This is a genomic window from Kitasatospora xanthocidica (assembly GCF_014656195.1).
GTDB lineage: Bacteria > Actinomycetota > Actinomycetes > Streptomycetales > Streptomycetaceae > Kitasatospora > Kitasatospora xanthocidica.
The window spans coordinates 598,699-612,595 of the sequence record NZ_BNBY01000001.1; the positions used below are offsets into that span (position 1 = coordinate 598,699).

The window sequence follows — 13,897 nt, forward strand, 5'->3', positions numbered from 1 at the left end:
CGGGAGTTCCGCACTCCCGCCGACTCCGGCAGAATGCTGCCACATGCGCAAGCTCGGCCGTTACCTCCTCCTGGAGCGGCTCGGAGCCGGCTCCTTCGCGACGGTCTGGAAGGCCTACGATCCGGAGCTCGACACCGAGGTCGCGGTGAAGGTGCTGGCCGAGAACTGGGCCGCCAACGCCGATGTGCGCGAGCGGTTCCTGGCGGAGGCGAGGCTGCTGCGCCGGATCGCCAGCCCGCGGGTGGTCCGGGTGCACGACGTCGGGGTGCAGGAGGAGCGGCCCTACTTCGTCATGGACTACGTGCGCGGCGGCACCGTGGCGGACCGGGTCGGGCAGTGCGACCCGCAGGAGGCGCTGCGGCTGGCCGCGGAGGCGGGCTACGCGGTCCAGGTCCTGCACGAGGCGGGCGTGGTGCACCGCGACGTCAAGCCGTCCAACCTGCTGCTCGACACCGGCCCCTCACCCGCCGCGGTGCTGGTGGCGGACCTGGGCAGCGCGAAGCAACTGGCCGACGCGTCCGGGCTGACGGTGACCACGGGCACGCCCGCGTACATGGCGCCGGAACAGGCCTTCCAGACCGGCGGGTTCGACGGGAGGGCCGACGTGTACGCGCTGGCCGTCGTGGCCTACGAGCTGCTGACCGGGCAGAAGCCGTTCGGCCCGGGCGGGCGCGCCACCGCCCTGATGACCGGCCAGCCGGCCGCCTCGACGCTGCCGGCGCTCCCGTCCGGAACGGAGCTCCCGCCGAACGTCGCCCTGCTGCTCCGGGCCGCGATGTCCGTCGAGCCGGCGGACCGACCGCCGACCGCCCAGGCCTTCGCGGACGCGCTGCTGGCTCCGGTCCCGCAGTCCCGGCCGCTGGAAGGCCCGAGGTGGCTGACCCGGCGCGCGGTCTGGCTGGCGTCGGGCACGGTGTTCACGGCGGCGACCCTGCTGAGCTGGCTGCGGCGCTGAATCGGCCGGGGAGCCGCTGACGGCTGCCGTAGGGTCGGCGGTATGCGACTGAGCACGGTGATCCTCCCCATCCACCGGTGGAGCGAGGGGCAGAAGATCTGGCGGCGGGCCGAGGACCTCGGGTTCCACGCCGCGTACACCTACGACCACCTCTCCTGGCGGTCCTTCCGGGACGAGCCGTGGTTCGGATCGGTCCCGACGCTGACGGCCGCCGCGACGGCGACCGAGCGGATCCGGCTCGGCACGCTGGTGACCTCGCCGAACTTCCGGCACCCGGTGACCCTGGCGAAGGAGCTGATCACGCTGGACGACGTGTCCGGCGGGCGGCTCACGCTGGGCATCGGGGCCGGCGGGACGGGGTTCGACGCGACGGCGATGGGCCAGGAGGCCTGGTCGCCGAAGGAGCGGGCGGACCGGTTCGGCGAGTTCCTGCCGCTGCTGGACGAGCTGCTGCGCACCGACGCCACCACCCGGGAGGGCACGTACTACGAGGCGGTCGAGGCCCGGAACATCCCCGGCTGCGTGCAGACCCCGCGGGTGCCGTTCTACGTGGCCGCGACCGGCCCGCGCGGGCTGAAGCTGGCCGCCGAGTACGGGCAGGGCTGGGTGACGTACGGCGATCCGCGCGGCCCGGCGGACGTGCCGGTGGAGCAGGCGCCCGAGGTGATCGCGAAGCAGATCGAGAAGCTGACGGCGGCCTGCGAGGCGCAGGGCCGGGACGTCGCCACCCTGGAGAAGGTGCTGCTCCAGGGCTCCACGGCGGAGAAGCCGCTGGCCTCCCTGGACGCCTTCGTCGACTGGGCCGGCCGCTACCGGGAGCTGGGCATCACCGAGCTGGTGATCCACTGGCCCGTCCCGGACTCGATCTTCGAGAACGACCTCGCGGTCTTCGAGCGGATCGCCACCGAGGGCCTCGCCCAGCTGGGATGACCCCCTCCCGCCGGAGCGCCCGACGCCCCGGGCGCTCCGGCGTCCGGGGCGTCGGGCTTTGGGCTTCGGGTGCCAGGGTTCCCGGGAGGGTGTCGGGGCGAGGCGCTAGTCTGTCCGCCGCACCGTCCAACTGATCATGCGTCACCACGGGGGTTCGTTCACCATGTCTGCTTCCAGGAGACTGCTCGCCACCGCTCTGGTCGCCACCGCCGCGCTCGGTCTCGCGGCCTGCGGCCCGGACGACTCGTCGGACCAGGGCGCGGGGAGCGGGTCGGGCACCGCGACCGCCGCCCCGACCGCCGCGGCCCCGACCACCGCCGCCCCGGCCGGCACCGGGAAGCCCGCCGCCCCGGGCGGCACCGCGAAGCCCGCGCCGAGCGGCACCCCGGGCGCCTCCGGTGAGCCCGAGGAGGGCTTCTGCACCCACGGGCCGCTGCCGGCCGGCCAGAAGTGGATCTACCCGGGGAAGGGCACCACCGCGGCCACCCTGGTGTACAAGGACACCAAGGACGTCTGCGGCGTCAACGACGTCGGCTTCGACCCGGTGGGCGCCGACAAGACCGCCGCGTTCGCGCCGACCGCCAAGGGCCACCTGAGCTCGGTGCTGGCCCCGCCGAAGGACGTCAACGTGGCCGACCTGGTGAAGCACATCAACGAGTGCATCGCCAACCCGCACAACGAGAAGGGCTCGTACCCCTGCTCGACGGGCGACTACAAGGTCGCGATCGACGCCTCCGGCAAGGTCACCGAGCTGTGGGAGCGCGCGCACTCCTGAGCCGCGACCCCTAGGGGGGCGGGGCCCGGGCGTCATACCGCAGCAGCAGACCGGCTCGTCATTCCAGCTCATGTCCCCCGCCGGGCAAGGCCGTTACGTTGGTCGGCGTGTCCACAGCTGTCATCAAGACGGACGGCCTCACCAAGAGGTTCCCCCGGGTCACCGCCCTCGACCAGCTCACCGTCGAGGTGCGGCCCGGGGTGGTCGGCCTGGTCGGGTCCAACGGAGCGGGCAAGTCCACACTGATCAAGATCCTGCTCGGGCTCGCCCCGGCGACGTCCGGCCGGGGCGAGGTCCTCGGCCTGGACATCGCCACCCGGGGCTCCGAGATCCGCGAGCGGGTCGGCTACATGCCCGAGCACGACTGCCTGCCGCCGGACGTCTCGGCCACCGAGTTCGTCGTGCACATGGCCCGGATGGCGGGCCTGCCCGCCACCGCCGCCCGTGAGCGCACCGCCGACACCCTGCGGCACGTCGGCCTGTACGAGGAGCGGTACCGGCCGATGGGCGGGTACTCGACCGGCATGAAGCAGCGGGTCAAACTCGCCCAGGCCCTGGTGCACGACCCGAAGCTGGTACTGCTGGACGAGCCGACCAACGGCCTCGACCCGGCCGGCCGGGACGAGATGCTGGGCCTGATCCGCCGGGTGCACACCGACTTCGGCATCTCGGTGCTGGTCACCACCCACCTGCTCGGCGAGCTGGAGCGCACCTGCGACCACCTGGTCGTCATCGACGGCGGCAAGCTGCTGCGCTCCTCCTCCACCGCCTCCTTCACCGAGGCGACGGCCGTCCTCGCGGTCGAGGTCACCGACTTCCCGGAGGACCACTTCCCGGAGGACCACGGCCGCGCACCGGGCGAGGCGGTCCGCGAACGGCTGGCCGCCGCCGGCGTCGAGGTCCAGCCCGAGGGCACGCACCTGCTGCTGGTCCGGCTCGCGGACGAGTCGACGTACGACACCATCCGCGACACCGTGGCCGGCCTCGGCCTCGGCCTGGTCCGGCTGGAGCAGCGGCGGCACCGGGTCGCCGAACTCTTCACCGGTGAGCGGGACTCCGGCCGGAACGACCAGGACGGCGGAGACGACCAGGACGACCAGAGCAGCAGGGGAGGTTCGGACGATGGCGCAGCCTCCTGACACCAGGTCCGCCGACACCAGGTCCGCCGACACCGGGTCCGCCGACACCGGCGTCATCCACGACATCGGCTACCGCGGCTACTCCGGCCCCCGGCTCGGCCGCGGCTACGCCACCCGCTCGCTCTTCACCCAGAGCCTGCGCGCCGCGTACGGCCTCGGCCGCTCCGGCAAGTCCAAGGTGCTGCCGATGCTGGTGCTGGCCGTGGTCACCGTGCCCGCCGCGATCGTGGTGGCGGTCGCGATCACCATGAAGCGCGACCAGCTGCCGGTCGAGTACGCCGGCTACCTCGCCAGCGTCAACCTGGTGATCGCGGTCTTCCTCGCCTCCCAGGCGCCGGTGCTGCTCTCCCGGGACCTGCGGTACCAGACCGTGCCGCTCTACTTCTCCCGCCCGATCACCCGCACCGACTACGTCCGGGCCAAGTTCGCGGCCATGGTCTGCGCCCAACTGCTGCTGATGGCGGCCCCGTTGCTGGTGCTGTACCTCGGCGCGCTGCTCGGCGGGATGGACTTCTCGTACAACACCGGGCACTTCCTGTACGGCCTGGTCGCGGCCGTGCTGTACGCCCTGGTGCCGACCTCGGTGGCGCTGGTCATCGCGGCCGCCACCCCGCGCCGGGGCTTCGGGGTGGCCGCCATCATGGGCTACCTGGCGGTCAGCGCCGCGGTGGCCGCCGTCGCGGTCGGCATCAGCGACCCGGGTACGACCGGCTCCGACGCCGCCCAGTGGACCTCGCTGATCTCGCCCACCGAGCTGGTGGAGTCGCTGGTCAACGAGGTGTTCGACCTGGGCGTCGGCCTCGACCGCCGGTACGCGCCGGGCGGGCTCGGCATCGCGGTGTTCGCACTCGTGGCCCTGGCGCTGGTGGTCGGCTCGTACCGGCTGCTGCTGACCCGCTACAAGAAGGTGTGAGGGAGGGCGGCATGGCCACCATCAGCATCGACAAGGTCTCCCGCTGGTTCGGGAACGTGGTCGCGGTCAACGACGTCACCATGGCCATCGGCCCGGGCATCACCGGCCTGCTGGGCCCCAACGGCGCGGGCAAGTCCACGCTCATCCACATGATGAGCGGCTTCCTCGCCCCCTCCAGCGGCTCGGTGACCCTGGACGGCGCGCCGATCTGGCGCAACCAGCAGGTGTACCGGCAGATCGGCCTGGTTCCCGAGCGGGAGTCGATGTACGACTACCTGACCGGCTGGGAGTTCGTCCTCGCCAACGCCGAACTGCACGGCCTGCCCCAGCCTGGCGCCGCCGCCCGCCGGGCACTGGACCTGGTGGAGATGGACTACGCCAAGGACCGTCGTACCGGCACGTACTCCAAGGGCATGAAACAGCGGGTCAAGATGGCCTCCGCGCTCGTCCACGACCCGGCCGTCCTGCTCCTGGACGAGCCCTTCAACGGCATGGACCCGCGCCAGCGGCTCCAGCTGATGGACCTGCTGCGCCGCTTCGGCGCGGACGGCCGCACGGTGCTCTTCTCCTCCCACATCCTGGAGGAGGTCGAGCAACTGGCCCGGCACATCGAGGTGGTGGTGGCCGGGCGGCACGCGGCCTCCGGCGACTTCCGCAAGATCCGCCGGCTGATGACGGACCGCCCGCACCGCTACCTGGTCCGCTCCAGCGACGACCGCCGGCTTGCCGCCGCCCTGATCGCCGACGGCTCCACCACCGGCATCGAGGTCGACGAGCGCGAACGGGCGCTGCGGATCGAGGCGGTCAACTTCCAGGGCTTCACCACCCTGCTGCCCAGGGTCGCCCGGGAGGCCGGCATCCGGCTCTACACCGTCTCCCCGGCCGACGAGTCGCTGGAGAGCGTCTTCTCGTACCTGGTGTCCGCGTGACCGCCGCCGTGACCATCGCCGTGGTGACCGCCGCCGTCACCGTCGCTGCCCAGGAAGGGGCCGTCCGACCATGAACCCCACCGTCGCCAGGTTGACCCTGCGCGGGCTGCTGGGCCGCCGTCGCGGCCTCCTGCTGCTGGTGGTCCCCGCGCTGCTGCTGCTCGTCTCCGCCATCGCGAGCGGATCGAGCGCCGACGCGCACGGCCTCACCGTCAAGATCCTCGGCCAGCTCGGCCTCGGCACCCTGGTCCCGATCCTCGGCCTGGTGGTCGGCACCGGGGTCATCGCCACCGAGATCGACGACGGCTCGATCGTCTACCTGCTCGCCAAGCCGCTCCCGCGGTGGCGGATCATCACCACCAAGCTGGCCGTCGCGATCGGCGTCACCTGGCTGTTCTCGGTCGTCCCGACGCTGCTGTCCGGGCTGCTGCTGTACGGCACCCGGGACGGCATGGTGCTCGGCTACACCGTGGCGGTCCTGGTCGCCGGCGCCGCGTACAGCGCGCTGTTCCTGCTGCTCGGCGTGGTCACCCGGCACGCGGTGGTGGCCGGGCTGGCGTACGCGCTGATCTGGGAGTCGATGGTCGGCAACTTCGTCGAGGGCGCCCGGACCCTGAGCGTCCAGCAGTGGGGCCGGGCGGTTGCCGAGGCCGTCGCCGGGGACACCGCGATCGGGGCCGACGTCTCGTTCGGCGCGGCCGTCCCGCTGCTGCTGGTGGTGACCGTCGGGGCGACGGTGCTGGCCTCGGTGAAGCTCGCCGGGCTGACGCTCGCCGGCGAGGAGTGAGCCGTACGGCGGGAGGCCGCACGTAGAGCGAACCGAAACGGCGCTCCGGACCACCGCTGGTGGTCCGGAGCGCCGTTCGCCGTACGGAGGGCCTCAGAGCACCCGGTTGCGGCCCGCGCCCCAGCCCGCCGCGCCGACCATCAGGACCAGCACCAGCATCAGCACCAGAGTTGTCTCCCAGCCGCCGGTCAGCTGGTGCAGCGCGCCGGCGCCGACCGGTCCGGCCGCCGCGACCAGGTAGCCGATCGCCTGCGACATCCCGCCCAGCTGGGCGGCGCCGGCCGCGCTGCCGGTGCGCAGCACGATGAACGCCAGGCCCAGGCCGAGCGAACCGCCCTGTGCCACGCCCAGGATCGTCGCCGAGACCCACGCGGCGGACACCGGCGCGACCAGCAGCATCGCGATGCCGAGCCCGTTCAGGGCGGCCATCGTCACCGCCAGCCCGCGCTGGCTGGTCATCCGGCCGGCCATCAGCGGCACCAGGAAGGCGCCGGCCACCTGCACCAGGTTGGAGAAGGCGAAGACCAGGCCGGCCTGCCCACGGTCCATGCCGTGGTCGGCCAGGATGGTCGGCATCCAGGCCACCAGGGTGTAGACCAGCAGCGAGGAGATGCCCATGAAGAGGCTGATCTGCCAGGCCAGCGGCGACTTCCAGAGGCCCTCGATCGGCTTGCCCGGCACGGCCGCCGCGGCCGCCGCACCCCGCTCCTGACGGCTGCGCAGCACCTGCGGCAGCCAGGCCACCGCCGCGATCAGCGCCAGCAGCGACCAGGCGCCGAGCGAGGCCCGCCAGCCGCCGCCGAGCACGTGCTCCAGCGGGACGGAGGTGCCGGCGGCGAGGGTCGCGCCGACCAGCATGGTGGTCGAGTAGACGCCGGTCATGGTGGCCGCGCGGTCCGGGAACTCCCGCTTGACCAGGCCCGGCATCGACACGTTCAGGACCGCGATGGCCACGCCGATCACCACGCAGCCCGCGTACAGGGCCGCCACCGAGGGCAGCACCCGCAGCAGCACGCCCGCGCCCAGCACCAGCACGGCGCCCAGGACGACCCGCTCGGCGCCGAAGCGGCGGGTCAGCCGGGGGGTGAGCGGGGCGCCGACGCCCTGGAACAGCACCGGCACGGTGGTGATCAGGCCGCTCGCGGTCGCGGAGAGGCCGAAGGTCCGCTGGATCTCGCCGACCATCGGGGAGATCGCGGCCAGGCAGGCGCGCATGTTCAGCGCGACCAGCACGATGCCGGTCAGCAGCAGGGCCGGATGGGCCAGCCGGGCGCGGACGGGGAGCGGGGCAGGGGTGGTGACAACCGGCTGCGGGGCACGGGTGACGGCCATGGGGGTGCTGTTTCTTTCCTGGATGTGCGTGGATGCGGGCGGGAAGGGCGGAGGCTCGCGCCGTCCTACTTCCGGGCCGCGATGGCCGCGAGCAGCTGCTCGACGGCCGCGGTCGGGCCGGCGAGCAGCGCACGGCACGCCGCCTCGGCCCGGTCCGGGTCACCGCTCTCGATCGCGTCGACCAGTGCCTCGTGGGTGGCCACGACCGCCTCGGGCATGTCGTGGTCGCCGAAGGCGGACGTCATGGCCTCGCGCACGGAGGCGCCGAAGTAGCGGTACACCTCGGCCAGCGCGGGGTTGTGCGCGGCCTCGACGACGGCGGTGTGGAACTCCAGGTCGTGCTCGACGGTGGCCTCGCGGCTGGCCCGCTCGGGGTGCGCCGCGAACACCTCGGCCTCACGGGCCAGCGCGGCCCGCATCCGCCGGACGTCCTCCGGGGTGTGCCGCAGCGCGGCCAGCCGGGCGCCCTCGGTCTCCAGCGCCGCGCGGACCTCCAGGACGTCCCGGATGCCCGAGCGCTGGACGCCGCGCAGTACGGACGCCGGGTCGCTGGTGGAGCGGACGAAGGTGCCCTCGCCCTGCCGGGAGACCAGCATGCCGGCGTGCACCAGCACCCGGATCGCCTCCCGTACGGTGTTCCGCCCGACCTGCAGCCGCTCGGCGAGCTCGTGCTCGGTGGGGATCCGGGACCCGACGGGCCACACCCCACCGGCCAGTTGCTCGCGCAGCTGGTCGATCGCGGTGTCGACCAGGGATCGCCGCCCGGCCGCCTGCAGACCGTTGCCGTCGCCGCTCATTCCGGGCCTCCCTTCGCCACGCACGTACCGGACCAGTCATCGGTCATCCTACAACCGCTTGCCCGGTCATCCTACAACTGGGGGAAGAACACTCCGTGAACGCCCGACCACCGACCCGCCGCGCCGTCCGTCGGGTCCGGCGCCCGGGGCGCGAAGGCGGTCAGCGGGCGGGGTAGAGCCGCTCCAGGACGACCGCGACGCCGTCCTCGTCGTTGCTGGTGGTGACGGCGTCGGCGACGGCGAGGAGTTCCTCGTGGGCGTTGGCCATGGCGACGCCGTGGGCGGCCCAGCCGAACATCGGGACGTCGTTGGGCATGTCGCCGAAGGCGATGGTGTCGGCGGCGCGCAGGCCGAGGCGGCGGGCGGCGACGGCCAGGCCGGTGGCCTTGGAGAGGCCGAGCGGGAGCAGTTCGACCACGCCGGGGCCGGCCATCACGACGCCGACCAGGTCGCCGGCGGCCCGGCGGGCGGCTTCGGCGAGGGCGTCGTCGGTCAGGGCGTGGTGCTGGATGTAGAGCTTGCTGACGGGGGAGGCGAGCAGTCCGCCGCGGTCGACCCGGACGACGGGGAGGTCGGAGCCGATCAGCAGTTCGTAGCCGGGACCGGCCAGGACCTGGCCGTCGAGGCCGTCCTGGTTGGCGGCGACGGCGAGCGGGCCGGTCTCGGCCTCTATCTTCTCGATGGCGAGGGCGGCGAGCCGCCGGTCCAGGGTGAGCGAGGTGAGCAGCTTGTGCGCGCCCGCGTCGTAGACCTGGGCGCCCTGGCCGCAGACCGCTATCCCGGTGTAGCCGATCTCGTCGAAGACGGGGCGGGCCCAGACGGCGGAGCGGCCGGTGACGACGATGTGCACCGCGCCCGCGCCGGTGGCGGCGGCCAGGGCGGTGCGGGTGCGCTCGGAGACGGTCTCCTCGCTGGTGAGGAGGGTGCCGTCGAGGTCGGTGGCGACCAGCCGGTAGGGCAGGTCGCCACCGTTCCGGGTGTCCTCGGGGGAGACGGGGCTGGGGCTGGTGGTGCTCATGGGCCGGACGTCTCCCGGGAGTTGCGGGTGGAGCGGGTGGAGCGGGTGGAGCGGGTGGTACGGGTCGAACGGGTGGAGCAGGTGGCGCGGGTGGCGAGGTGCCGGCCCGGGACCGGTCCTACTTGACCGGCTCCAGGACGGAGCGTCCGCCGAGGAAGGGCCGCAGCGCCTCCGGGACGACGACCGAGCCGTCGGCCTGCTGGTGGTTCTCCAGGATCGCCACGATGGTGCGCGGGATCGCGACCAGGGTGCCGTTCAGGGTGGCGAGCGGGCGGGTCTTGCCCTCCTCGCGCATCCGGATGGAGAGCCGGCGGGCCTGGTACTCGGTGGTGTTGGAGGTCGAGGTGACCTCGCGGTACTTGCCCTGGGTGGGGATCCAGGCCTCGATGTCGAACTTGCGCGCGGCCGAGGCGCCGAGGTCGCCGGAGGCGACGTCGATGACCCGGTAGGGCAGTTCGAGGGCGTTGAGGAAGTCCTTCTCCCACTGGAGCAGGCGGCGGTGCTCGTTCTCGGCGTCCTCGGGAGTGGTGTAGACGAACATCTCCACCTTCTCGAACTGGTGGACGCGGATGATGCCGCGGGTGTCCTTGCCGTAGGTGCCGGCCTCGCGGCGGAAGCAGGACGAGTAGCCGGCGTAGCGCAGCGGCAGCTTGTCGGCGTCGAGGATCTCGTCCATGTGGTACGCCGCGAGCGGGACCTCGCTGGTGCCGACGAGGTACCGGTCGTCCTCGGCGAGGTGGTACACGTTCTCGGCGGCCTGGCCGAGGAAGCCGGTGCCGTCCATGGCGGCCGGCCGGACCAGCGTCGGGGTGATCATCGGGGTGAAGCCGGCCGCGGTGGCCTGGGCGATCGCCATGTTGACCAGGGCGAGCTCCAGCAGCGCGCCGACGCCGGTCAGGTAGTACGAGCGGGCACCGGCGACCTTGGCGCCGCGCTCGGTGTCGATCGCCTTGAGGATCTGGCCGAGCTCGACGTGGTCGCGGGGCTCGAAGCCCTCGGCGGCGAAGTCGCGCGGGGTGCCGATCTCCTCGATGGTGACGAAGTCCTCCTCGCCGCCGATCGGTGCGGCCGGGTCGATGAGGTTCGCCAGGGAGCGGAGCAGGCGGTCGGCCTCCTCCTTGGCGGCGCTCTGCTCGGCGTCCGCGGCCTTGACCTCGGCGGCCAGTTCCTTGGTGCGCTGGAGCAGGGCGGTCTTCTCGTCACCCTTGGCCTGGGCGACCTGCTTGCCGAGCACCCGCTGCTCGTTGCGCAGTTCGTCGAAGCGGCTGCCCGAGGACCGGCGCCGTTCGTCGGCGGAGAGGAGGGCGTCGACCAGGTCGACGTCCTCGCCACGGACGCGCTGCGAGGCGCGCACTCGGTCAGGGTCCTCACGGAGCAGGCGAAGGTCAATCACAGGGCAAGCGTACCGGGCGGGCGTTCCTCCACCGGTACCGGTTTTCCCCTGGGGATAACCACCCGGATCCTGTGGATAACTTCTGTGGGGAACGCGCGGGGAGCGGGTTATCCACAGGTCGGGGGCCGGGCCTGTGGATCGAAGGGGAGGATCACCCTCCGGGCGGCCGAACCAGGGAATTGAGGTTTCAAACCTCAATCAACCTTCTCGACTGAGGGAATTGAAGCACTCAGACGGGTGATTTGCTGGCAAGCGGGTGACTCTGGTCGGATTAGTCATCTCTGCGACGCAAACCGATGATCCGACCAGTTCTGGGCAATGGCTATACCGGTTTGTCGACTCGTCCCCAGGTCTGTGGATAACTTCCGGCTGTGGACAGCGGAGGGGCCTGTGGACAGCGGCCCCAATGCCGGGCGGCCCTGTGGACGACGGGTGGGGTCACCCGCCCCCGCCCGATCGGCCCGGTCCAAAACGGTCGGAAAAGGTCAGAAAGACAACAGATGTCGTCCGGATGAAGCACCGGCCCGGGTCACTCAGATGCCCCGGGCTCAGAAGTCCCGGGCTCAGATGTCCCCGCGCCCGTCGAGCGCGCGCGAGAGCCAGTCCGCGGCCGAGGTGAAATCCGTGTCCGAGGTCCCCGGCCGCCGGTGGGTGGACACCTGCCGGTCGGCGCGCGGATAGGAGCCCAGGAACCGCACCTGCGGACAGATCCGCTTGAGCCCCATCATCGCCTCGCCCACCCGGCGCTCGGACAGGTGGCCCTCGCAGTCGATCAGGAAGCAGTAGTTGCCCAGGCCCTCGCCGGTCGGCCGGGACTCGATCCGCATCAGGTTGATCCCGCGCACCGCGAACTCCTGCAGCAGCTCCAGCAGCGCGCCCGGGTGGTCGTCCGGCAGCCAGACCACCATCGAGGTCTTGTCGGCGCCGGTCGGCGAGGAGACCCGGCCGGGGCGGCCCACCAGGACGAAGCGGGTGGCCGCGCTCTTGGCGTCGGCGATGTCCTTGACCAGCGGGTCCAGCCCGTAGATCGGCGCCGCGAACTCGCCCGCGAACGCCCCGTCGTAGCGGCCCTCGGCGACCAGCCGGGCGCCGTCCGCGTTGGAGGCGGCCGACTCCCAGGTGGCGTCCGGCAGGTTGGCGGCCAGCCAGCGGCGCACCTGCGGCTGGGCCACCGGGTGGCTGGTCACCGTCTTGACCTCGGACAGCTCGGTGCCCGGCCGCACCAGCAGCGCGAAGGAGATCGGCAGCAGCACCTCGCGGTAGATCATCAGCGCCGCGCCGGCGGCCAGTTCGTCGTTGGTCGCGGTGACCGCGCCCTCCACCGAGTTCTCGATCGGCACGAACGCCCCGGCGGCCTCCCCGCCGCGCACCGCGTCCAGCGCCAGCGCCACCGAGGACAGCGGCACCAGCTCCCGGGTCGCCGCCTCGGGCAGGGTGTGCAGCGCAGCCTCGGTGAAGGTGCCGGCCGGGCCGAGGTAGGTGTAGCGGGTGGCCGACATGACGCCTCCGGGGTGCTCGGTGCTGCGCTTGCGGGGTGGTGCCGAAGCAGTCCACCCTAACGATTCCGCGCCCCCGGCAGGAAAGCGTTCCACTGGCCGGGACCGCCTGTGCTACGGCCCGTCTCCGGGCCGCTGCTACCCCTCCAGCAGCTGCTGCCCGAGGTAGCCGCCCGTCGGCGCGGCCGGCGGCAGCGCGTACAGGCCGCTCGCCTCGTGCCGGAGGAAGCGGGAGAGGCCGTCGCCCCGGGAGAGCTTGCGCTGCACCGGGGTGAAGCCCTTGCGCGGGTCGGACTGGAAGGCGAGGAAGAGCAGTCCGGCGTCCGGTGAGCCGTCCGGCAGCAGCCCGTCGTGGTACGAGAAGCCGCGGCGCAGCATGGCCGCGCCGCCGTTGGCCGCCGGAGCGGCGACCCGGACGTGGGCGTCGGCGGGGATCGCCAGGGTGCCGTCGGGGCCCTGTGCGGACAGGTCGACCGGGGCGTGCTCGCCGGCCCCGGCGGGTGCGCCGAGCGGGGCGCCGTCCGCCTTGCGCCGTCCGATCACCCGCTCCTGCCGGTCCACCGGCAGCGCCTCCCAGTGGTCCAGCAGCATCCGGATCCGCCGGAACACCAGGTAGGAGCCGCCGGCCAGCCAGGCCGGCTGGTCGCCGCCGGGGGCGCAGAAGACCTTGGCGGCGAAGCCGTCCTCGCCGGGCTTCGGGTTGTTGGTGCCGTCGATCTGGCCCATCAGGTTGCGGCCGGTGACCGGCCGGGCGGCGGCGCCGGGGGTCCGGGCGAAGCCGGCGGACTGCCAGCGCAGCGCCGCCGTACCGGTGGCCAGCCGTTGCAGCACCCGCAGGGCGTGCACGGCCACCAGCGCGTCGTCGGCGCCGATCTGGACGAGCAGGTCGCCGTCGCCGCGGGCCGGGTCGAGCGCGTCGCCGGGGAAGGCGGGCAGCGGTTCGAGGCCGGGCGGGCGGTGGTCGGCCAGGGCGGCCTTGTCGAAGAGCGCGGCGCCGAAGCCGATGGTGAGGGTGAGCGAGCAGGGCCCGGCGTCCAGCGCGACCTGGTTGTCGAACTCCTCGGCCGGTTCGCCGGCGGTCAGCCGTTCGGCGGCCCTGGTCCAGCGTTGCAGCAGGGCGCGCAGCCCGTCCCGGCCGGCGCCCTCGGCCAGGTCGAAGGCGGCGAGCTGGACCCGGGCCTGCTGCGGTTCGAGGATCCCGGCCTGGTGCTCGCCGCGGAACGGCACCCGGGCGGCGCCGAGCGCGCCGGCGGCGGGTGCCGCACCGGCGGGGCGGTCGCCGCGGTCCAGGGCGACCGCCCCGGCGACGCCCGCGCCGGCGCCGGCCAGCAGCCCGGCGCCGGCGGTGCCGAGCAGCGCCCGGCGGGTGACCCCGCTGCCGCCCGCGGCGGCCCGGTCCGTCGTCGTCATGTCGTCCGTCGTCACATCGCCCA

At 73.1% G+C, this 13,897-nt stretch carries 13 protein-coding genes; 7 read left to right on the top strand and 6 right to left on the bottom strand.

Annotation, left to right across the window (positions count from 1 at the left end):
• The first annotated feature begins 43 nt into the window (after positions 1 to 43).
• From IE332_RS02600 to IE332_RS02630, 7 genes are all read left to right on the top strand, one after another.
• Entirely contained in the window at positions 44 to 955 is a 912-nt protein-coding gene (locus IE332_RS02600) for a serine/threonine-protein kinase (RefSeq protein ID WP_189913375.1), read from the top strand.
• A gap of 42 nt (positions 956 to 997) precedes the next feature.
• Entirely contained in the window at positions 998 to 1,885 is an 888-nt protein-coding gene (locus IE332_RS02605; protein ID WP_189913376.1) for an LLM class flavin-dependent oxidoreductase, read from the top strand.
• Between the two features lie 163 nt (positions 1,886 to 2,048).
• Complete coding sequence (locus IE332_RS02610) at positions 2,049 to 2,660, top strand: hypothetical protein (protein WP_189913377.1); 612 nt, start codon at positions 2,049 to 2,051, stop codon at positions 2,658 to 2,660.
• A gap of 107 nt (positions 2,661 to 2,767) precedes the next feature.
• Positions 2,768 to 3,799 (top strand): ABC transporter ATP-binding protein, encoded by a 1,032-nt coding sequence (locus IE332_RS02615; RefSeq protein WP_189913378.1) that lies wholly within the window; start codon positions 2,768 to 2,770, stop codon positions 3,797 to 3,799.
• Positions 3,783 to 4,712: an ABC transporter permease gene (locus tag IE332_RS02620; RefSeq protein WP_189913379.1), complete on the top strand. Its 930-nt coding sequence runs from the start codon at positions 3,783 to 3,785 to the stop codon at positions 4,710 to 4,712. The genes IE332_RS02615 and IE332_RS02620 overlap by 17 nt, the downstream gene beginning before the upstream one ends.
• Positions 4,713 to 4,723: 11 nt before the next feature.
• Positions 4,724 to 5,641: an ABC transporter ATP-binding protein gene (locus IE332_RS02625; RefSeq protein ID WP_189913380.1), complete on the top strand. Its 918-nt coding sequence runs from the start codon at positions 4,724 to 4,726 to the stop codon at positions 5,639 to 5,641.
• Between the two features lie 70 nt (positions 5,642 to 5,711).
• Entirely contained in the window at positions 5,712 to 6,428 is a 717-nt protein-coding gene (locus IE332_RS02630) for an ABC transporter permease (RefSeq protein ID WP_189913381.1), read from the top strand.
• Positions 6,429 to 6,521: 93 nt separating this feature from the next.
• Here the strand turns inward: IE332_RS02630 and IE332_RS02635 are convergent, their stop codons facing one another.
• From IE332_RS02635 to efeB, 6 genes are all read right to left on the bottom strand, one after another.
• Positions 6,522 to 7,760: a CynX/NimT family MFS transporter gene (locus IE332_RS02635; protein ID WP_189913382.1), complete on the bottom strand. Its 1,239-nt coding sequence runs from the start codon at positions 7,758 to 7,760 to the stop codon at positions 6,522 to 6,524.
• A 65-nt stretch (positions 7,761 to 7,825) separates the two neighbouring features.
• Positions 7,826 to 8,557, bottom strand: a complete 732-nt coding sequence (locus IE332_RS02640) for a FadR/GntR family transcriptional regulator (RefSeq protein WP_189913383.1) — start codon at positions 8,555 to 8,557, stop codon at positions 7,826 to 7,828.
• Between the two features lie 160 nt (positions 8,558 to 8,717).
• Complete coding sequence (locus tag IE332_RS02645) at positions 8,718 to 9,575, bottom strand: HAD family hydrolase (RefSeq protein WP_189913384.1); 858 nt, start codon at positions 9,573 to 9,575, stop codon at positions 8,718 to 8,720.
• Positions 9,576 to 9,693: 118 nt separating this feature from the next.
• Positions 9,694 to 10,968, bottom strand: coding sequence for a serine--tRNA ligase (serS, locus tag IE332_RS02650; RefSeq protein ID WP_189913385.1), 1,275 nt, complete (start codon positions 10,966 to 10,968; stop codon positions 9,694 to 9,696).
• Between the two features lie 563 nt (positions 10,969 to 11,531).
• Positions 11,532 to 12,467, bottom strand: a complete 936-nt coding sequence (gene pheA, locus IE332_RS02655) for a prephenate dehydratase (protein WP_189913386.1) — start codon at positions 12,465 to 12,467, stop codon at positions 11,532 to 11,534.
• Between the two features lie 135 nt (positions 12,468 to 12,602).
• Positions 12,603 to 13,874: an iron uptake transporter deferrochelatase/peroxidase subunit gene (gene efeB / locus IE332_RS02660; RefSeq protein WP_189913387.1), complete on the bottom strand. Its 1,272-nt coding sequence runs from the start codon at positions 13,872 to 13,874 to the stop codon at positions 12,603 to 12,605.
• Between the last annotated feature and the right edge of the window lie 23 nt (positions 13,875 to 13,897).